Source organism: Arthrobacter sp. APC 3897 (assembly GCF_030407495.1).
Classification (GTDB): domain Bacteria; phylum Actinomycetota; class Actinomycetes; order Actinomycetales; family Micrococcaceae; genus Arthrobacter_B.
In genome coordinates this window covers 45,892-62,382 of the sequence record NZ_JASDDG010000002.1, presented here as the reverse complement: position 1 = coordinate 62,382, position 16,491 = coordinate 45,892, and the positions used below count along the sequence as shown (strand labels likewise).

Here is a 16,491-nt window from a genome sequence, read left to right as displayed (position 1 = left end):
CACGTACGTCAAAGAATGCCTCACAACCGAGGCCGAAATATGCTTGCAGCCAGTAACGTTTTCATCTCATCTGCAGCCGCATTAAACGGGAGAAATATCAAAGTGCGGCGAAGGGTCGGCCGCCCTTTCCTTTGGTTAGGGTTCCCCGGCGGGAACGGACACCGAGGTTGTAGCCGGCTGCGGATCAGCGGTGCCGCCGGACCAGTGCCGCGACCGCGAGTACCAGAGCGAGCCCGGCCAGCGGAAAAAACAGCGGCACAACAACAAGGGACAGGACCAGTGCCGTGAGCGCAGTAATTCCCGGCGGGGTGCCCAGCCACGGGCTGGCGGGACCCGGGCGGACAGTGATCCCGGCACCGCCGGAGGGGGACGGGAGGGTGCTCAAGACTCCAGATCCTCCTCCTGCTGAAGGAACCCCTGCCGCTTGCCGTGCATGGACAATACGATGTCCAGCACCCGAAGGTCGGAAATGGGCTCGGTGATGCCCGACTTGGCGCGGATCTCCGTCAACCGTTCGGAAAGAACCCCGTCCGCAAAGGAGGTGTGCCAGTATTCCCACTGGTCCTTGGGACCGGGCAGCGCAGTGACGCGGCGGATGATGGAGTCGTAGACCGGAATCAGCCGGGGCCGCTTGCGGGCAAGGAGTTTGCTGGCGGTGCTCGGGCCCACGCCCCAGCCGCCGTCGTCGTCCCGGCCGCGCAGGAGGTTCCACAGCCGGCGGGCCGGGCTGCCCGCACCCAGGTCCTGAACCGGGTCTGCATCCGGCAGATCGACGTTCGCCGGTATGGAAGCCAGCAGGTCGGATATGTCCCCGGCCCGCGTTTCCAGCAGGGCAACGGCCGCCCGCGCCGGAATCTTGACCAACGGAAGGACGCGGCCACAACGTCGTCGGCCGTGAAGCGGTTCACCACGTCCGGGGCATCGCCGCCGCCGGCCCAGGAATCGAACCGGGAACTGCTGCGGACCCTGCCGGTACGGGGCATGAGTTCGGTGAAATAATCATGGAGATTCCGTGCCGCCGACTCAACGGTAATTTCCCCGGTTGAAACAACTCGTCTCATGAATCTCCCCCAAGTCTGGGCTGAAATGCTCGTGGACACCTAATGATCAACACCCTACTGGTGTCGGATAGGCTCCCACCATGGTTATTGATTTTCGACCCATGGCTGAATCTGCGTCTGAGGCGGAAGCCATTGTGCAATTCCTGACATCAAACAGTTTCCCTTTCCACATGACGGCACAGCACACGGCGGAGTCGGCACGGGAAACGGTGGACAGCGGCAGATTCTGGTCTGCGGAATCGGCGGGCTGGTGGATCCTCGCTGACGCGGAAACCGTGGGAATGGTAGTGCTTGATGACCTGGAGGATGACACCCCCATGTTCGATTTGCGGCTGGCGGAGGACTTCCGCGGCCGGGGACTCGGCCCGCAGATCCTGAAGGCCCTGTGCTCACTGGTGTTTGAAACGTACCCGGAACCGGTGCGGTTCGAAGGCCAGACCCGGGAGGACAACATTGCCATGCGGAAGACCTTTGTCCGGTCGGGGTTCCTCAAAGAAGCCCACTACCGCCTCGGCTGGCCCGCGGCAGACGGTACGCGGGTGGCATCGGTGGCCTACGCCATCCTGCGGCAGGATTGGGAAAACAACGAGACTACGCCCTTTGAATGGGACGATCTGCGCCAGCTCTCCGGCTAGACTTTCCCCAGCCCGGAGGATGCCGCCGGAAGAATGGGAAGAGTCGGGGTAATCGTGGCAATAGCCGGAGACACCGCTATATCCGTCCGTGGGTTGACCAAGAAATACGGTGCCGCCACAGCCGTTGACGACCTTTCCTTCGAGGTGCAGCCCGGCACCGTCTTCGCCTTTCTGGGCGTTAACGGCGCCGGAAAATCCACCACTATTTCCTGTCTCACCACGGTCATTCCCTTCAACGCCGGTGAAGCAACCGTCAGCGGGCACGATGTACGCAGCGCGGCCGGCCAAGTCCGCAAGGACATCGGAGTCGTTTTCCAGGATTCGTTGCTGGACCCGCTGCTGACTGGCCGCGAAAACCTGCGGACGAGGGCTAAATTTTATTCGGCCGACACAGCGGCCAACGATGCCCGGATCCAGGAGCTGAGCGCCCTGATCGGGATCGACGACTTCGTAGACCGCCGCTACGGCACCTATTCCGGCGGGCAGCGGCGGCGTGTGGACATTGCCCGCGCACTGCTGCACTCGCCGTCGATCCTCTTTCTGGACGAACCCACCGCCGGTTTGGATCCGGCCAGCCGTGCCATGGTCTGGTCCACCATCCGCGAACTGCGGGACAGGCACGGGCTCACCGTCTTCCTCACTACGCACTACATGGAGGAAACCGAGGAAGCGGACAGGGTGTGCATTATTGAACGCGGCCGCATCATCGCGGACGGCACGCCCGCCCAGCTGCGCGCCCGGCACAGCAACTCCGTCCTGAGCATCACCACCGACAACCGTCCGGCGCTGCTGGCGCTGGCAACCGCTGCGGGGGCCGGCATCCGCGATGAGGACGACGGCGGGGTGGTGCGGCTCGTCGTCGACACCGCGGAGACGGCCCGCAGGATTCTGGCGGAGCACGGTGACGCCGTGCAGGATTTTGAGTTCCGTCACGGAACCATGGATGACGTTTTCCTGGCGCTGACCGGACACGAGGGGGAGGGCGCATGAACATTGTCGGCAACCTGATGCTGCGCAACCTGCGATTGTTCTTCCGTGACCGGATGGGCGTGTTTTTCTCGCTGCTTTCGGCGCTGATCCTGTTCCTGCTCTACACGCTGTTTCTCGGGAGCACCCAGATTGATGATCTTCAGCAGTCCTTCCCGGGAGCAACGCGGGATGACGTCAAGGGTTTCGTGGACACCTGGATGTTCGCCGGCATTGTCGGCATTACCTCCATTACCACCGGTCTCGGCGCCCTGAACGTGTTTGTGGAGGATTCGTCGTCGGGCCGTTTCCGGGATTTTATGGTTTCGCCGATCCGCCGCGAACAACTGATCCTGGGTTATCTGTCCTCCGCCGGTGTTGTGGCGCTGATTATGACCACGGTGGTGCTGATCATCAGTCTGGCCTATCTGTACCTGGTGGACGGGATCAGTTTTAGCGCCGGGCAGATCGCCACCGTTTACGGCTTCCTGGCCCTCAGCTGCCTGGCGTTTGCAGCGCTGAGCTCCTTTGCGGTCTCGTTTGTGCGAACTGCGGGAGCGTACTCAGCCCTCTCCACCATTGTGGGCACCATTCTGGGGTTCCTGGCCGGCGCCTATATTCCGGTGGGGGCGCTGCCCGAAGGCGTGCGCACCGTCGTCAGCGCCCTGCCGTTCATGCAGGCTGCGCTGCCGATCCGCCAGGAGATGACGGCGGACTCGCTGCAGGTCCTGGCAGCGGACCAGCCGGCTGCCGCCACCGAACTCGAGGAGATCTTCGGCATCACTGCGTCAGTGGGGGACTGGGCCGTCACCAATACCTACGTGGTGTTCATCCTGGCTGCCATGACGGTGGTGTTCACCCTGCTGGCTGCCGTCCAGATCCGGCGCCGTATCGCCTGATTCCGGCAGTGGGCCCGGCGCGGCCGGCCGCGGATCGCCTGCGAGGATGCCCATGCTGACCACATCCACCCTGGCGCCGTCCCACAGCAGGGCGGCGCGCCGGCGTCCCTCCACCGTGAACCCGGCTTTTTCATAGGCCCGCCGGGCGCGCGGATTGAACGAGCGCGACCCGGTGAAGTCCCAGGTCATCAAACGCATGCCCGACGACGGCGGCGGTGGCCTCGGTGCCGTACCCCTGCCCCGCACGTCTGCCGGGGACAAAGCAATCCGGAATCCCACCGACTCGTTGTGGGCATCGAAATCGTTCAACACCACTTCGCCCAAATACCGTTCCTCCGGGTGCAGTTCGTCTGCACGGCGGATGACGGTCCAGTCTGCGCGGTCATGCTGCGCGGCGAGCCCTGCCAGCCAGGCCTCAATCAGTTCCGGAGTGAACTCGGCGTGGGTTCCGGTCAGCCGGCGTGCTTCCGGATCCTGGAGAGCCGCCCAGGCGCCGTCGAAATGCTCAGGTCCCAGCGGTTCCAGGCGCAGCCGTGCTGTGGTCAGTGGCCTGATGGGCGAAGAGATTTTCGGAAAGCATCAGGCCAGCCTACTGATGCTGTGCGGACTGGTTGCCTGCGGCCACTTCGAAAATGATCTCCGGTCCGTCTTCCTCATCCCATTGGGACCCGTTTTCTTCGAACCCGTACTGCAGCACCAGGTGCCGGGAAGCTTCATTATCCGGACTGATCGTGGCCCGCACGGTGCGGACGTCCGGTTCACCGGCGGCCCGGGCCAGCAGCAACTCCAGTGCCGCCCGTGCATAGCCGCTCCGGCGGAACACCGGATCCACCGAATATCCGAGTTCCACCATCCCAACCGCATCCGGTGGTCCGTGGAAACCGGCGCACCCCACGGCCTGTCCCGATGCACCGTCGATCAGCGCCCCGGTGACCCAGCCGGCGTCGTCGGGTGCTGCGGCCAACTGAAGGCTGCGAATTTTCCATACCGCCAGCCGGTCGACGGAAAAGTGCCGCGTCAGGGCCACGGGTGAGTGCCGGTTGGCTGTTTCCAGGTCGCCGCGGGCCAACGCATCGATGGCGGGCAGGGGCAGCTGCACCAGATGGACGGCAGGGCGTTGACGTGCGGGAGTAGGCATCGCTCCATTATGAGGGTGCCGGCACGGACTTCTTCCCGGCCGGGGCCGGGGCGGTCACACTGGGATTCAGAACGCTTCCGGTTTCCGAGCTTTCCGCCTGCCAAGGAGCACTTTATGAATACCGATCAGGTCATCATTATCGGCTCCGGTCCGTCCGGATATACGGCCGCCATTTACGCCGGCCGTGCAGGTCTGAAACCGCGGGTCCTGGCCGGGTCGGTGACCGCCGGCGGGGCCCTGATGAACACCACGGAAGTGGAGAACTTTCCCGGGTTTCCGGACGGAATCCAGGGGCCGGACCTGATGGACAGCCTGCGCCGGCAGGCCGAGAAGTTCGGCGCCGTGGTGCAGTACGACGACGTCGTGTCGGTGGATTTGGGCGGGCACGTGAAGCGGGTGGAGACAGGCAGCGGAGACAAGTACAAGGCCAGCAGCGTCATTTTGGCCACCGGATCCGCATATAAGGAACTGGGTCTGCCGGAGGAGAAACGGCTCAACGGCCGCGGCATTTCCTGGTGTGCCACCTGTGACGGCTTCTTCTTCCGGAACCAGGACATCCTGGTGGTTGGGGGCGGGGACTCGGCCATGGAGGAAGCTCTGTTCCTGAGCCGGTTCGGACGGTCTGTCACGGTCATTGTGCGGCGCGGCGAGCTGCGCGCCTCACGCATCATGGCCACGCGGGCCAAAAGCCACGAAAAGATCCGGTTTGAGTGGAACAGTGAAGTGACTGCGGTGCACGGCGAGGACAAAGTTACGGGGGTAACCCTCACCGACACGGTCACGGGTGAGCGGCGGGAACTGGCGGCTGCCGGACTGTTTGTCGCCATCGGCCATGTGCCGCGCACCGAGCTGCTGCACGGACAGGTGGATCTGGATCCGGAGGGGTACATTACGGTGGCTGCCCCCACTGCGGCGACCTCCGCCGACGGCGTTTTCGCGTGCGGTGATGCCGTGGATCACCGCTACCGCCAGGCCATCACTGCTGCCGGCACCGGGTGCGCCGCAGCACTGGACGCGGAACGGTATCTGGCTGCGGTGCAGGATGCTGACAGCATTGCCACCGCGCTGGTGGAGGGGACGGTGAACGACTAGACGGGTGAACGGCTCAGCAGAGGTTGAGTGTTGCGAACCCTGCCGCCGTCGTCGTCGTGCTGTGGCGGTGAACCCTCCCGCACCCTCCCGCACCCTCCCCGGCGCTACGCAGCGCCGGTGAACGTCAGGACGAGCAGCGTGATGTTCAGGCCCACCAGCAGGATGGCCACTGCGACCCCCAGCGCGGTGGTCCACCAACGGTTAGTGTGGACGCCCATCAGGGTCCGGCGCGAGGTCAGCCAAACCAGCGGAATCAGGGCAAACGGAATGCCGAAGGACAGGATGACCTGGCTGAGGATCAGTGCCCATGTGGGGTCCACCCCGGCCGCCAGGATCAGCAATGCGGGAATGAGCGTGATCAGGCGTCGCAGCAGCATTGGCATGCGGACCTTCAGCAGTCCCTGCATGATTTCGGCGCCGGCGTAGGCGCCCACTGAGGTGGATGCCAGTCCCGAGGCCAGCAGGCCAACGGCAAAGAGGGTGGCGACGGCGCCGCCAAGGGATGCGGCGATTGCAGCGTGAGCACCTTCCAAGGTGTCGGTTCCGGCGACGCCCTGGAGGGAGCTGGCTGCCAGGAGCAGGATCGCCAGGTTCACGGTTCCCGCTACGGCCAGTGCAATGGTGACATCCCAGCGGGTGGCGCGGATCAGCCGGGGAGTTGTCAGGAAGGCGGTGCGGTCAGGGAATCGGTCCCGGGTCAGTGCGGAATGCGCGTAAATGGCGTGCGGCATGACAGTGGCGCCAAGAATGGATGCTGCGAGCAGCACGGATTCACTTCCCTCGAAGCGGGGGATGAGGCCGTCTGCGACGCCGCCGGCGTCGGGCGGGGAGATGACGATGCCAGCTGTGAAACCGACGGCGATAATCGCCATCATGGATACGATCACGTATTCAAAAGTGCGGTGGCGTCCGCTGCCCTGAAGGGCCAGAACGGCCATGGAGATGACACCCGTGATGACCCCGCCCAGAAGCAGCGGCAGGTCGAACAGCAGCCATAAGGCAACGGCGCCGCCGATGACCTCTGCAACGTCGGTGGCCATTGCTACGAGTTCGGCCTGCAGCCAGTAGAGCCGGCGTCCGGTTTTGCGGCCCAGACGTTCTCCCAGCAGCTCGGGCAGCGACTTGCCGGTAACCAGTCCAAGTTTCGCGGAAAGGTACTGGATGAGCCACGCCATAATGTTGGCGGCAACCACAACCCATACAAGCAGGTACCCGAACCTGGCCCCCGCGGTCATGTTGCTGGCCACGTTTCCGGGGTCCAAGTAGGCAACGCCTGCAACCAGTGCGGGTCCCAGCATCCAGATCATGCGTTTGGGTCTGCCGGGCTTCGTGGGCGATGAAGCGGGCACGGGGGAAGTCTTGCCTGTTGCCGGTTTGGCAGGCCTCAGGAGTGCGGTCTTACGGCTCATGACAGCAACGTAGCATGAAAGTTCGGTGCACCGAAGATTATGTGACGGGGTTGTCGAACAATGGGGATGGTTCATGCCGCGCCGGGGCTGGATCTTGGGGTATGCAGGCAGATCTGCGGAGCCTTTGAGTATGTGGTCAGGGGAGCTGGCGGAGGTCATCCCGTTGAGTAAGTCCAGAAACCGACAAGTAGTTCCAGAAAAAGTCGAGTATTTTGAGGGTGTCGAAAGTGCCCGTTTTGGGACGTCGAGAGCCGTTTTCGGGACGGAAGTGTCGGTGCCGGGTGAAAGCCTGAGGACATGGATCAGGACGGATCTTTCCGAAGCAGCGGCACTGGCGATTTAACCGGTGCCGGGCCGCATGCTGGGGCCAGCCGGTCGGTCTTTGAAGCCGCTGCTGATGTTGCCCCGGGGCGTGACGGGTTCACGGGTTCGCTGGCGGTGCAGGGTGTTCAGTTCCTAACCCAGGATGAGGCCGGGGCGGTGTTGTCCCGGTTGGATTCCCTGACCCGGTGGGCTCAGGCCCAGCAGGCTAAAGTCCTGCACCGGATGGAAACCCTCTTCCGCGACGATCTGCTTCAGGAAGTGGGCCGGGAGGATCCGGCCCTGACCTTCAGTCTGGCAGCGGAGGAAGCCGCAGCCATCCTGCACCTGCCCACGAACACCGCGAAGATGCTGATGAGTGACGCCGGACGGCTCTGCACCACGCATACCGCCACCCTGACGCGCCTGGAACAAGGCACCCTGAGTTACGGGCATGTCCAAGCGGTGCTGGATCAGTCCCAGTACGTGCCCGGCCCTGAGCTTGCGGGGTTTGAGGCGGGTCTGCTGGAGCTGGCTGCCGAGGGTCAGACGTGTCCGCAGTTCCGGGTGAAGGCCCGCAGGATGCGGGAGGGCCGGTATCCGGAGACCATTCCGGTCCGGCATAAGAGTGCGTTCGAGGCGCGGCGGGTGTGTTTGGTGCCGGATGAGGACGGGATGTCGTGGTTGTCGGCGTTGTTGCCGGCAGCCCGGGCGCAGTTGATTTACACGCAGTTGAGTACTGCGGCGCGGGGTGAGCAGGCATCCGGGGACCCGCGGGGTGTGGACCAGTTACGGGCGGATATTTTGGCTGACCTGCTCGAGGGTGACCCTGGGGACGACGTGACCGACAGCGGCGGCTTCGACAGAAGTGACCGGAAGGGATGCCGCGACGACCGGGACACCCACGACAGCCCCAGCACGGGCAACCGCGCCGCTAAAGACCGTACGCGGGCGCGGGCTGAGATTCTGGTGCTGATCACCGCTGAAACTCTGTTCGGGGCTGATGAGCAGCCTGCGGAGCTGCACGGGTACGGGCCGATCGGTCCGGAAGCCGCCCGCCGGCTGGCCCGGGAGGCAGCCCGCTGGACACCGGTGGAACGGCACCCGGACACGGACGAGGTTCTGCGGGTCGGACGGCGGCGGAAAGTTCCTCCCGGGCTGCAGCGCTGGCTCCGGGCCCGGGACGGGACGTGCCGGTTCCCGGGATGCCGGACCAATGCCGTGATCTCCGAGATTGACCACACCACACCGTGGTCCCACGGCGGGGCCACGGACCACGACAATTTGGAACATCTGTGCCGGCGGCATCACATGTTCAAGTCCCGGGGTTTCTGGAAAGCCCGGCAGCGAGTCCCGGGGATCATTGAGTGGACGTCGCCCGGCGGGCGGACCTACCGGACCGATCCGCACCTCACCCTGGCCGCCGCCGGAACGACCACCGGATCAAATGCCGGACCATGCCGGGAACCGGATAAAGACGCCGCGAAGTGCGCACCAATCCCGATGTCGGGCTGGATCCCTGCCGACGAGCTCCCTGACGACGGCGATCACCCACCACCCTTTTAACACTCGTCCCGACAGCTCGTTCCGAATTGAAGCTCGTTCCAACGACGGGCCTGGGCCGTCGTTGCTTCGCTGGACGGCCCTTACGGATCGCGAATCTCGAAGAGAACGTCCGGCCCCTCGAACGTCGGGGGCTGATCGCCGTCGTCGGTGGGGAAGGCCGCTGTCTGACGATGAGAAGCTGCCAGCCACAGCACCGACCCCGCCACCGGAAGCAGCACAACAGCAAGCGTCCACCCACGCCGCGCAGAGCTGGAGACCCACGAGGAACCGGCCAGGCTGAAGAGCGCTGCCACAGCCAGAGTGAGGTACAGAACCAATGACAGCACCACCAGCGGAGCCCACATCAGGTATTCGATAGGCATAACGAAAACCATGCTCTTTCATCATGAACGGAGTCAGAACAAACAATGAACGGGGTCGCGCCGTTTATTGGGGGGTGGACGCCCTTCCAGAATAGGGTTTCGTCAGGACAAATAGCCTCATCCCCTGTGATGACATGCGGGGGGATCCGTACCCGCCCCAAGTAGTACGGACGCGGTACGTCCTGGTGCCTGCTTGGAGACATGATGAGCCATGAACCTCGCCTAGCCTTAAACCATGAGCACGACATCCCCGGCACAGTCCACGGTCCGTCCCGCAACCGTTTTTTCTGCTGTTGCAGCAGCGTTAAGCCTGCCCATGGCTTTGCTGATTCCTTTGTGGGTCACCGCAGGACGGATGCTGTTTGGTGTCGGAGGGAACCTGGTGGTGATCTTTGCGGCAACTGTTGGGCCGCTGCTGGCCATTCTGATGCTGGTGTCGGCAGCACGCATCACCGTGGCCGCCGCCCGGCGGCCACGCTTCGGAGCACCCTTGCGTACGTCCTTTCTTCTGCTCGGGCTGTGGCTGGCAGGTGGCGCCTTTGGCTTCCTGGTGCCCGACGTCGGCGGAGGCCCCGGGCGTGACGGCTCAGTAATGTCGGCGCTGGTCGGAACGGAAGCGGTAGGGTTCTCAGCGGCACTGGCCAACCCCGTAGGGATACTGACGCTGGGGCTGACCGTGGCTCTGCTCGTGGTCTCGGTGCGGGATGACCGCCGCGCCTGATAGGCAGTCGCCTATCCTGGCGGGCGTGCGGCTTCGGCCGGGCGAACCTGTTGCCAGGGCAGCCGCCCGGTGACTTCCAGTTGCAGGGTGTAGCTGAGGAAAGTCCGTATCAGGACGATGAGCGCCAACACCCCGAGCGATTCAAAAGTGGGAGTTACCGCCACGGTCCGGATGATATCGGCTGCAACCAGAAGCTCCAGCCCCAGCAGGATGGACCGGCCCAACTGCTGCCGGTATGTCTCGTAGACGGGGCGGCCCGTCCGCCGCAGAAGGGTTCGAACCACGGACACCGTTGCGAGGACAGCGCCCACAATGATGACGGCTACCCCGGCAAGGTCCACCAGCTCACCGGCTGCTTCAATGATGCCCTTGAATTCCATGCTCTGCTCCGCTCATCGGCTCCAGTGGTTGCTCCCGTGGGCCGAACCGCCCGTACCTCCATAAGCATGCGGACTCCGGCCGGTGTCAAGGGAACGGGCACGGAAGGAAGTCAGGCAGCCGTGGACAGAAGACCTACGGCTCGTTCCGGAGAAGAACCCGCGGAAGCGGCAGCGGCAGGATAGTAGAAGGCCCAGTCGTCATAGGGGTCCTGCCACGATGACTCGTCCCGGCCGAGGCGGAGGACGTTTTCGGCCGGCACCCAGCGGTTGTGGGCGCGCCCGAGGCCGTCAACCCAGTGCAGGAGCACCGAGGCCCGGGTCCAGGCGGCTGCCTTGCCGTCTATGACGGATGACGTCGTGCGCAAGCGGATGTACGGCTCGCGGCGGTAAGGAGCGTGAGTGACTGTCATGGCACCAGCCTGCCGTGGGGCACTGACACTTTGGCAGGCCGCAGATTCCGGACCGACGCCCGGAGTTAAAAGACCCGGAGGTTAGGAGGCCAGATCCCGCCACTTGGCAGCAGCTTTATCGGCGAGCGCTGCACTGTGGTCGGCAACCCGGCGCGGGACGAGGCGGATAACGGGCGCAAGTTCTGAAAGACCGGGACGGGCGGAGCTGCCGGCGGAGGGTTCCGTGCGTGCAGGCTTATTAACCACCACGTAGTAAGTTGCCGTTCCTGCAACGCCCAGTGAAATGAGGGTCACCACGGCCAGGCCGTAAAGGGCCAGCATTGCGTAGAAGGGGGAATCAAAAAGGCCGGCAATAAAGTTCGCACTGCCCAGCAGCAGCCAGAGCCAGAAGACACCCACAACCACCAGCATGGTTCGCCCGCGACGAAAAAGCATGGCGGATTTTTTCCGCACAGAAGGCACTGTTTGAGACTCCCCGCCCATTTCTACTCCCCCAGCTAACAGGCCTGTTATACCGGCCCTAAGCAGATGATAGCCCTTATTTGTCAGTGCAATGTTCACCGGTGAGTCAGAATGTACTGTGTCGTTGCGAGAAGGGCAGAAAGTGAACAACAAAGCGGGTCCCGGACTCTTGTTTGTGCTGGTGTGCGCAATGGCTGCCGGACCTGTCATGAATTACGGCATCAGCGCCACCAGCACGCTCATCATCGGCGATTTGGGTATCAGTGAAGCGCAGTTTGGGTTGCTGGCCACTGTTTGTTTCCTCAGCGCGGCACTGTCATCAGTGTCTCTGGGCAGGCTTAGTGACAGGATTTCCGGCCGCGCCCAGCTCAGCCTGATTTTCGGAGGCACAGCTGTCGCACTCACGCTGATGGCGGTGTCCGGAAGTTATCTCTGGCTTCTGATTGCCGTGGGGTTGGCGGGACCGGCACAGGCGATTTCCAATCCCACGACCAACAGGGTGATAGCGCATCAGGTGGACCCCGTCCGGCGTCCCGGCTGGTTGGGGATCAAGCAGTCCGGAGTGCAGGCAAGCCAGCTGTTTTCCAGCCTCTTCTTCCCGGCTGCAGCGCTGCTGGTCGGATGGCGCGGCGCGGCCGCGGGAGCCGCCGTCGTCATGGCGGGGCTCCTGATGTATTCGTGGAACAAACTGCCGTCGTCGGCGCCGGCACCGCCGACGACGGGCGCGGCTTCCGGTCCGCGGGACCCGTTTCCGCCCACGGTCTGGCTGCTGGCCGGGTTTGCGCTGTTTTCGGGTGCCGGTATGCAGGCCACCAACGTTTACCTGCCGATGTTTGCCCAGCGGGAGCTGGACTTTTCACTGCTGATGGCCGGAGCAGCCGCCGCCGCGGCCGGAGTGGTGGGCGTGGCTGCCCGGGTGATGTGGGGACGGCGGATTGCAGGCGGAACCGGGGTGGCATCGCTGCTGCTCATCTTGGCGCTGGGAGCCATTGGAGGAACGGCGCTTCTGCTGCTCGCCGGGCAAACAGGCATGCCCGTGCTTATGTGGGCCGGAGTAGCCCTTCACGGCGCCACGGTGCTTGGGGTGAATGTGGTGGTTATGGCCGGAGCCATGCGGGAGGTGGAGCCCGCCCGGGTGGGAGCGGCGTCCGGTGTGGTCTCGCTGGGAATGTACGTCGGATTCGCCTCGGGTCCGCTGGCCATGGGACTGCTGCTGCAGTATTCGGGAGGATTCCTCGCCGGCTGGTTGTTCGTGGCATCCGGTTATCTTCTATGCGTGGTTCTGGGCCTGGTCCTTCGCAGGATGACCGCACGCACCGCTGCAGTTGCGGAGACCTGAGGAGCACCTGGTCCCCGGCTCAAGCGGTTTCCGGAGCCGGCGGCGGCTTGGCCAGACGCGGACTGTTCGGATTCAGCAGTGAGTGGCGGCGGCCGTAGAACCAGTAGATGACAATGCCGATGACGAGCCAGACGGCAAAACGCAGCCAGGTCTCCCAGTGCAGCTGCAGCATCAGGAACCCCGAAGACAGCACACCGAAGGCCGGAATCCAGGGCATCAACGGAAGGCGGAACTCCCGAGGAGTGTCCGGCTGGCGCCGCCGGAGGACAATCACGGCCACCGAAACCACCACAAATGCTGCCAGGATGCCGATGTTGGTTAGATCGGCCACGGCACGGATCGGAAACACTCCGGCGAGCAGAGCCGAGACAATCCCGGCAATCCAGGTGACCCGCTGCGGCGTACCGTGCCGGTCCGTTCCTGAAAACCAGGCCGGAAGCAGCCCGTCGCGGCTCATCGAGAACCAGACCCGGGTGACGCCGAGCAGGAAGGTGAGCATCACGGTGAGGATGGACAGCACGGCGAAGGCGGAGATGACGGTGGCAATGACCGGCAGCCCCACGGCCTGGAAAGCGGAGGCGAATCCGGCGGTCGGGCTGATCTCGGTGTAATTCTGCATGCCCGTCAGAACCAGTGTTGCCAGGACGTACAGGACCATGGCCACGGCCAGCGAAAGCAGGATGGCCTTGGGCATGTGTTTCTTGCCGTCCGTGGCTTCTTCAGCAGCCGTGCTCATCGCGTCATATCCAAACACCGCGAAGAACACCGTAGCCGCACCGGTGAAGACAGCACCGAAACCGTTGGGCAGGAACGGCGTGTAGTTGTCTGTATTTACGAAGAAAAATCCCAGTCCCACGATGAAGAGAATCAGCAGTACTTTCAGGCCAACCGCCACCAGCTCGAAGCGTCCAAAAGTCTTGGTGCCCCGGCTGAGGATCCAGGTAATGAAGAGGCAGACCACCAGGGCCGGCACATTCACTACCCCGCCCTCCACAGTGTCGCCGGTGCCCTGCATCCAAGCCGGAACATCAATGCCGATTCCGCTCATGAATTCGGTGAAATAACCTGAAATGCCGATGGCGACTACGGCCACAATGGCGGTGTATTCCAGGAGCAGGTCCCAGCCGATAAACCAGCCGATGACCTCGCCCAGGGCCACGTAGCCGTAGGTGTAGGCGGAACCGGCGCGCGGGACCATTCCGGCAAATTCCGCGTAGGACAAGGCTGCTGCGGCACTTGCCAGCCCCGCGACAAGGAACGAAATGAGTACGCCCGGACCGACGCCGGCGGCGTCAGGCCCGCCGTTGGCCACCAACCCTGCAAGGGTGAAGATGCCGATGCCAATGATGCCGCCGACGCCGATGGCTGTGAGCTGCCAGAGCCCCAGGCTTTTGAAGAGTTTGCTGCCGCTCTTTTCGTCTTCGACCTCGTCGATCGGCTTGCGCCGGAAGAGGGAAGAAGACGCACTTTCCGCTGTGGACATGGAAGACTCCGATCATCGCTGCCGATGCCGCGGTACGCCGAAGCACTGCCGCGCTCAGAGAAGTATCAACCCGCCGGGTCCGCCTGAACAGTATCTGGGCTCTTGTCTTCTGGAGCGGACTCCACAAACTTCAGGCCGACCACACAGCCAATGATTCCGGCCAGGAAAAGAATCTTCAGCAGTCCGGGCTGTTCGTTGCCGAACACCATGGCATACGCGACCGTCAGGACCGCACCGAGCCCGGTCCACACCGCGTAGGCGGTGGAAAGCGGAATGGAGTTCATGGCGTAGGACAGGCCAACCATCGACGCGATGCCCGCCGCGAGGAAGAGGAGAGTGGGGCCAAGGACTGTGAATCCGGCCGATGCGTCCAGAGCTGTCGCCCACACGGCTTCCAGGACGGCGCTCAGGAGAAGAACAATCCACGGCATGTTCAGCTCACCACTTTCAGGCCCACAACACAGCCCACAACGCCCAGCAGGAGGAAGACTTTCATTACGGTGGCTCGTTCGCCGCCGAAGGCCATCGCGTAGCCCGCTGTGAGGACAGCGCCGATGCCAACCCACACGGCGTAGGCAGTGCCCACGGGGATGCTCTGCATGGCGAAGGAGAGGCCAGCCATGCTTAGGATGAGGCCGGCGGCAAAGATCACCGTAGGCCAGACTTTTCGAAAGTTTTGTGATCTGCCCAGAGCGGTGGCCCAGACGGCCTCCAGCATGCCGGAAAGAACAAGGACGACCCATGCCATGACTAAATCCTTTGGCCAGTCTTGTCGCTGTCCGGGTACTGAACCGTCGTCCGGAGACCGGGATCCGGTCTTGGCTACCTAGGGTAGCAAACCCCGCACCGGCACACCTGCACACCCGCGGATGTGGGGATAATGGGCCATGAGCATCGTGAAGATCAACGCCATCACTGTTCCCGCTGACTCCGGAGACGAGCTGGCCCGGCGGTTCGCCGCACGCGCCGGTGCCGTAGACGGACAGGAGGGGTTTGAAGGGTTTGAACTCCTGCAGCCCACTGACGAGCGCACCACCTGGCTGGTGGTGACCCGGTGGCGGGATGAGAAGTCCTTCCAGGACTGGGTGTCATCGAAGAATTTTGGCCGGGGACACGGACAGGAGACGGCCGACGGCGGCACCTCCGCAGATTCCCGCAGGGCCCGGCCGGTCGGGATCAGTGCCGAGCTGTGGAGTTACCGCCCTGCCGGAGGAAGCGAACCGGCCGGAAGCCAAAGAGCCGCAGACTAAACAGAAGCCGCAGACTCAGCAGGCTTCCCTGCGCCCGCCGTTACGCTCCGGCGGTGCGCAGCGCAGCCGCAGCGTCGGTGACGGTGGTCCGGATCCGGTACAGGCTGGTGGACGCGGTCATGTAGAGGGTGCGGCCGTCGTCGCCGCCAAAGCAGACATTGCTGACTGTTTCCGGGACCGCTATCTGCAGGATGCGTTTACCCTCGGGCGAAAAGACCTGCACGCCCCCCTTCGAGGAAGACCAGATATTCCCGTGCACATCCACCCGGAAACCGTCGGGAACTCCCGGCCCAACCTCCACAAAAGTCCGGCCGTTTCGCGCAAACCGGCCGGAGACGACGTCGTACGCGTGGATGGCATGGCCATGCAGCCGCTGCCCGCCGTCCAGGGCAGGGGTTCCCAGCGAGGTGTCGGAGACATAGAGGATGGATTCATCGGGCGAGAAGGCCAGCCCGTTGGGGACCTCTACGTCTATGACGGCCGGAGTCAGTTCCCCGCTGGACGGATCGAAGCGGAACACCCAGCGGTCGCCGTATTCCTCCCGGCCCAGGTGGCCCTCCTCTTCCTTCTGGATGCCGTAGGAAGGATCGGAAAACCAGATGGTGCCGTCGGACTTCACCACGACGTCGTTGGGCGAGTTCAGCCGCCGGCCGTTCCAGGAGTTCACCAGCGTGGAAACGGCGGGAACGGCATCAGCCGCGGTCCCGGTGTCCCGCTCAACAGCGCGCCGGCCGTGCGAGCACTGGATCACCGCGCCGTCGCGGTCCAGGGCGCGGCCGTTGGCAAACTCGGCATCCGCAGCATAAACCTCCAGGGCACCCGTGGTCTCGCGGTACTCCAGGATCCGGTTGCCCGGGATGTCGCTGAAGCGTACGGCGGAACGGGCCGGAACCCACAGCGGGCCCTCGGCCCACCGTGCTCCGGTCGCCACCTTCTCCACCGCGGCGTCCTGGGCGAGCAGAGTCTGGGGCGTTGTCGGCATGCGCGGTCCTTCGGTGTTGGGGGCGGTTTGCTCACA

The 16,491-nt window shown here is 63.9% G+C and carries 20 protein-coding genes, 2 pseudogenes and 1 riboswitch; of the genes and pseudogenes, 8 read left to right on the top strand and 14 right to left on the bottom strand.

The genetic code is table 11. The features are described 5' to 3' along the window. Window positions 1–184 precede the first annotated feature (184 nt). The 3 genes and pseudogenes from QMA10_RS01410 to QMA10_RS17635 form a co-directional block, all read right to left on the bottom strand. A complete protein-coding gene (locus QMA10_RS01410) occupies window positions 185–385 on the bottom strand; it encodes a hypothetical protein (protein ID WP_290165447.1) in 201 nt (66 codons plus the stop codon). Then, on the bottom strand, window positions 382–864 hold the full coding sequence (locus QMA10_RS01405) for a DUF6308 family protein (RefSeq protein WP_290165445.1): 483 nt from the start codon (window positions 862–864) through the stop codon (window positions 382–384). The genes QMA10_RS01410 and QMA10_RS01405 overlap by 4 nt, the downstream gene beginning before the upstream one ends. A 14-nt stretch (window positions 865–878) precedes the next feature. Further along, window positions 879–1,061, bottom strand: a pseudogene (locus QMA10_RS17635) (DUF6308 family protein); the annotation flags it as partial. An 80-nt stretch (window positions 1,062–1,141) separates the two neighbouring features. On the opposite strand from QMA10_RS17635, the gene QMA10_RS01400 reads away from it, so the two are divergent. The 3 genes from QMA10_RS01400 to QMA10_RS01390 are packed head-to-tail and all read left to right on the top strand — an operon-like array spanning window position 1,142 to window position 3,561. After that, window positions 1,142–1,696 carry a GNAT family protein gene (locus tag QMA10_RS01400; protein WP_290165443.1) on the top strand — a complete coding sequence of 185 codons (555 nt, stop codon included), beginning with the start codon at window positions 1,142–1,144 and terminating at the stop codon, window positions 1,694–1,696. 54 nt (window positions 1,697–1,750) lie between these two features. Then, window positions 1,751–2,686, top strand: a complete 936-nt coding sequence (locus QMA10_RS01395; RefSeq protein WP_290165441.1) for an ABC transporter ATP-binding protein — start codon at window positions 1,751–1,753, stop codon at window positions 2,684–2,686. Continuing rightward, complete coding sequence (locus tag QMA10_RS01390) at window positions 2,683–3,561, top strand: ABC transporter permease (protein ID WP_290165439.1); 879 nt, start codon at window positions 2,683–2,685, stop codon at window positions 3,559–3,561. The genes QMA10_RS01395 and QMA10_RS01390 overlap by 4 nt, the downstream gene beginning before the upstream one ends. A 130-nt stretch (window positions 3,562–3,691) precedes the next feature. Here QMA10_RS01390 and QMA10_RS17630 read toward each other — a convergent pair. Further along, a pseudogene (locus QMA10_RS17630) lies at window positions 3,692–4,077 on the bottom strand (GNAT family N-acetyltransferase). 73 nt (window positions 4,078–4,150) lie between these two features. Next, the gene (locus QMA10_RS01380) at window positions 4,151–4,699 is read right to left on the bottom strand and encodes a GNAT family N-acetyltransferase (protein ID WP_290165437.1); all 549 of its coding nucleotides are present in this window, start codon (window positions 4,697–4,699) and stop codon (window positions 4,151–4,153) included. Between the two features lie 114 nt (window positions 4,700–4,813). Between QMA10_RS01380 and trxB the strand changes: the two genes are divergently transcribed. Continuing rightward, window positions 4,814–5,791: a thioredoxin-disulfide reductase gene (gene trxB / locus QMA10_RS01375; RefSeq protein WP_290165435.1), complete on the top strand. Its 978-nt coding sequence runs from the start codon at window positions 4,814–4,816 to the stop codon at window positions 5,789–5,791. Window positions 5,792–5,895: 104 nt separating this feature from the next. Here the strand turns inward: trxB and QMA10_RS01370 are convergent, their stop codons facing one another. After that, on the bottom strand, window positions 5,896–7,098 hold the full coding sequence (locus QMA10_RS01370) for an Nramp family divalent metal transporter (RefSeq protein ID WP_290165743.1): 1,203 nt from the start codon (window positions 7,096–7,098) through the stop codon (window positions 5,896–5,898). Between the two features lie 399 nt (window positions 7,099–7,497). Between QMA10_RS01370 and QMA10_RS01365 the strand changes: the two genes are divergently transcribed. Continuing rightward, a complete protein-coding gene (locus QMA10_RS01365) occupies window positions 7,498–9,066 on the top strand; it encodes an HNH endonuclease signature motif containing protein (protein WP_290165433.1) in 1,569 nt (522 codons plus the stop codon). Window positions 9,067–9,146: 80 nt separating this feature from the next. Here the strand turns inward: QMA10_RS01365 and QMA10_RS01360 are convergent, their stop codons facing one another. Further along, complete coding sequence (locus tag QMA10_RS01360) at window positions 9,147–9,428, bottom strand: PLDc N-terminal domain-containing protein (RefSeq protein ID WP_290165431.1); 282 nt, start codon at window positions 9,426–9,428, stop codon at window positions 9,147–9,149. Window positions 9,429–9,663: 235 nt separating this feature from the next. Between QMA10_RS01360 and QMA10_RS01355 the strand changes: the two genes are divergently transcribed. After that, window positions 9,664–10,149, top strand: coding sequence for a hypothetical protein (locus QMA10_RS01355; RefSeq protein WP_290165428.1), 486 nt, complete (start codon window positions 9,664–9,666; stop codon window positions 10,147–10,149). An 11-nt stretch (window positions 10,150–10,160) separates the two neighbouring features. Here the strand turns inward: QMA10_RS01355 and QMA10_RS01350 are convergent, their stop codons facing one another. The 3 genes from QMA10_RS01350 to QMA10_RS01340 all read right to left on the bottom strand — a co-directional run bounded on the left by QMA10_RS01350 (window position 10,161) and on the right by QMA10_RS01340 (window position 11,374). Then, a complete protein-coding gene (locus QMA10_RS01350) occupies window positions 10,161–10,529 on the bottom strand; it encodes a DUF1622 domain-containing protein (protein ID WP_290165426.1) in 369 nt (122 codons plus the stop codon). A 110-nt stretch (window positions 10,530–10,639) separates the two neighbouring features. Further along, window positions 10,640–10,939 carry a hypothetical protein gene (locus tag QMA10_RS01345; protein ID WP_290165424.1) on the bottom strand — a complete coding sequence of 100 codons (300 nt, stop codon included), beginning with the start codon at window positions 10,937–10,939 and terminating at the stop codon, window positions 10,640–10,642. A gap of 81 nt (window positions 10,940–11,020) precedes the next feature. Continuing rightward, window positions 11,021–11,374, bottom strand: a complete 354-nt coding sequence (locus tag QMA10_RS01340; RefSeq protein WP_290165422.1) for a hypothetical protein — start codon at window positions 11,372–11,374, stop codon at window positions 11,021–11,023. Window positions 11,375–11,543: 169 nt separating this feature from the next. Between QMA10_RS01340 and QMA10_RS01335 the strand changes: the two genes are divergently transcribed. Then, window positions 11,544–12,740, top strand: coding sequence for an MFS transporter (locus QMA10_RS01335; RefSeq protein ID WP_290165420.1), 1,197 nt, complete (start codon window positions 11,544–11,546; stop codon window positions 12,738–12,740). Between the two features lie 19 nt (window positions 12,741–12,759). Here QMA10_RS01335 and QMA10_RS01330 read toward each other — a convergent pair whose 3' ends face one another. From QMA10_RS01330 to QMA10_RS01320, 3 genes are all read right to left on the bottom strand, one after another. Then, a complete protein-coding gene (locus QMA10_RS01330) occupies window positions 12,760–14,223 on the bottom strand; it encodes an amino acid permease (RefSeq protein WP_290165418.1) in 1,464 nt (487 codons plus the stop codon). A 65-nt stretch (window positions 14,224–14,288) separates the two neighbouring features. Beyond that, on the bottom strand, window positions 14,289–14,654 hold the full coding sequence (locus tag QMA10_RS01325; protein WP_290165417.1) for a multidrug efflux SMR transporter: 366 nt from the start codon (window positions 14,652–14,654) through the stop codon (window positions 14,289–14,291). Window positions 14,655–14,656: 2 nt separating this feature from the next. Beyond that, complete coding sequence (locus QMA10_RS01320; RefSeq protein WP_290165415.1) at window positions 14,657–14,971, bottom strand: multidrug efflux SMR transporter; 315 nt, start codon at window positions 14,969–14,971, stop codon at window positions 14,657–14,659. A gap of 10 nt (window positions 14,972–14,981) precedes the next feature. Further along, window positions 14,982–15,046, bottom strand: a riboswitch (guanidine-III (ykkC-III) riboswitch). A 64-nt stretch (window positions 15,047–15,110) separates the two neighbouring features. Between QMA10_RS01320 and QMA10_RS01315 the strand changes: the two genes are divergently transcribed. Beyond that, on the top strand, window positions 15,111–15,473 hold the full coding sequence (locus tag QMA10_RS01315) for an antibiotic biosynthesis monooxygenase family protein (RefSeq protein ID WP_290165413.1): 363 nt from the start codon (window positions 15,111–15,113) through the stop codon (window positions 15,471–15,473). Between the two features lie 40 nt (window positions 15,474–15,513). Here the strand turns inward: QMA10_RS01315 and QMA10_RS01310 are convergent, their stop codons facing one another. Further along, entirely contained in the window at window positions 15,514–16,455 is a 942-nt protein-coding gene (locus QMA10_RS01310) for an SMP-30/gluconolactonase/LRE family protein (protein WP_290165412.1), read from the bottom strand. Between the last annotated feature and the right edge of the window lie 36 nt (window positions 16,456–16,491).

What these genes read in the sequence shown, in the direction of transcription:
- QMA10_RS01400 (WP_290165443.1), top strand. Translation starts at nt 1,142, where the DNA reads ATGGTTATTGATTTTCGACCCATGGCTGAATCTGCGTCTGAGGCGGAA.
- QMA10_RS01390 (WP_290165439.1), top strand. Translation starts at nt 2,683, where the DNA reads ATGAACATTGTCGGCAACCTGATGCTGCGCAACCTGCGATTGTTCTTC.
- QMA10_RS01380 (WP_290165437.1), bottom strand. Translation starts at nt 4,699, where the DNA reads ATGCCTACTCCCGCACGTCAACGCCCTGCCGTCCATCTGGTGCAGCTG.
- trxB (WP_290165435.1), top strand. Translation starts at nt 4,814, where the DNA reads ATGAATACCGATCAGGTCATCATTATCGGCTCCGGTCCGTCCGGATAT.
- QMA10_RS01370 (WP_290165743.1), bottom strand. Translation starts at nt 7,098, where the DNA reads ATGATCTGGATGCTGGGACCCGCACTGGTTGCAGGCGTTGCCTACTTG.
- QMA10_RS01365 (WP_290165433.1), top strand. Translation starts at nt 7,498, where the DNA reads ATGGATCAGGACGGATCTTTCCGAAGCAGCGGCACTGGCGATTTAACC.
- QMA10_RS01360 (WP_290165431.1), bottom strand. Translation starts at nt 9,428, where the DNA reads ATGCCTATCGAATACCTGATGTGGGCTCCGCTGGTGGTGCTGTCATTG.
- QMA10_RS01355 (WP_290165428.1), top strand. Translation starts at nt 9,664, where the DNA reads ATGAGCACGACATCCCCGGCACAGTCCACGGTCCGTCCCGCAACCGTT.
- QMA10_RS01350 (WP_290165426.1), bottom strand. Translation starts at nt 10,529, where the DNA reads ATGGAATTCAAGGGCATCATTGAAGCAGCCGGTGAGCTGGTGGACCTT.
- QMA10_RS01345 (WP_290165424.1), bottom strand. Translation starts at nt 10,939, where the DNA reads ATGACAGTCACTCACGCTCCTTACCGCCGCGAGCCGTACATCCGCTTG.
- QMA10_RS01340 (WP_290165422.1), bottom strand. Translation starts at nt 11,374, where the DNA reads ATGCTTTTTCGTCGCGGGCGAACCATGCTGGTGGTTGTGGGTGTCTTC.
- QMA10_RS01330 (WP_290165418.1), bottom strand. Translation starts at nt 14,223, where the DNA reads ATGTCCACAGCGGAAAGTGCGTCTTCTTCCCTCTTCCGGCGCAAGCCG.
- QMA10_RS01325 (WP_290165417.1), bottom strand. Translation starts at nt 14,654, where the DNA reads ATGCCGTGGATTGTTCTTCTCCTGAGCGCCGTCCTGGAAGCCGTGTGG.
- QMA10_RS01320 (WP_290165415.1), bottom strand. Translation starts at nt 14,971, where the DNA reads ATGGCATGGGTCGTCCTTGTTCTTTCCGGCATGCTGGAGGCCGTCTGG.
- QMA10_RS01315 (WP_290165413.1), top strand. Translation starts at nt 15,111, where the DNA reads ATGAGCATCGTGAAGATCAACGCCATCACTGTTCCCGCTGACTCCGGA.
- QMA10_RS01310 (WP_290165412.1), bottom strand. Translation starts at nt 16,455, where the DNA reads ATGCCGACAACGCCCCAGACTCTGCTCGCCCAGGACGCCGCGGTGGAG.